Genomic DNA, 802 nt, shown 5'->3' with positions numbered 1-802 from the left:
CAGCCTGTTTTTCCGGCTTTTGCGGCCACCACGCCCGCAAACAACGCCACGCAGATGGACAGGGCGGCAAACGGCGTGCCGGTGGTGAATATCGCCACGCCGAACGGGGCGGGGATTTCCCATAATCAGTTTAAGGATTACAACGTCGGCAAAGAGGGAATGATCCTCAATAACGCCACCGGGCAGTTAAACCAGACCCAACTGGGCGGCCTGATTCAGAACAACCCCAACCTGAAAGCGGGCAGCGAAGCGCGCGGCATCATCAACGAAGTGACCGGCGCTAACCGCTCGCAGCTCCAGGGCTATACAGAAGTGGCAGGGAAGGCGGCAAATGTGATGGTTGCCAACCCGTATGGCATCACCTGTAACGGCTGCGGCTTTATCAATACCCCGAATGTGACACTGACCACCGGTAAGCCGGTGTTTGATGCGAGCGGCAACCTGCAATCCCTGAATGTCACTAAGGGCACCATAACAATTGAAGGCCAGGGGCTGAACGCAAGCCAGGCGGATGCGCTGTCGATTATTGCCCGCGCCACCGAAGTGAACGCGCAAATCCATGCAAAAGACCTGAAAATTATTGCCGGTGCGAACCGTGTTGATACCAGTGGCAACGCCACGGCAATTGCCGGAGAAGGCGCCGCCCCGGTGGTTGCCGTGGATACCGGCGCGCTCGGCGGCATGTACGCCAACCGTATCCATCTTGTTTCCAGCGAAAAAGGGGTGGGCGTTAACCTTGGCGACCTGAATGCACGCCAGGGCGACATCACGCTCGATGCCAGCGGCAAACTTGCGCTTAAAA

General features: G+C 58.0%; 1 protein-coding gene. It reads left to right on the top strand.

Annotated elements, in window-relative coordinates; genetic code table 11:
• Positions 1–802, top strand: an 802-nt coding sequence (locus MUA00_RS00275) for a filamentous hemagglutinin N-terminal domain-containing protein (RefSeq protein ID WP_271130455.1), incomplete at both ends; no start/stop codon positions are given.

Origin of the sequence: Dryocola boscaweniae (assembly GCF_025215095.1) — a bacterium.
Lineage (GTDB): Bacteria > Pseudomonadota > Gammaproteobacteria > Enterobacterales > Enterobacteriaceae > Dryocola > Dryocola boscaweniae.
The sequence above is the reverse complement of the archived record's forward strand: the minus strand, read 5'-3'. Positions and strand labels throughout refer to the sequence as shown.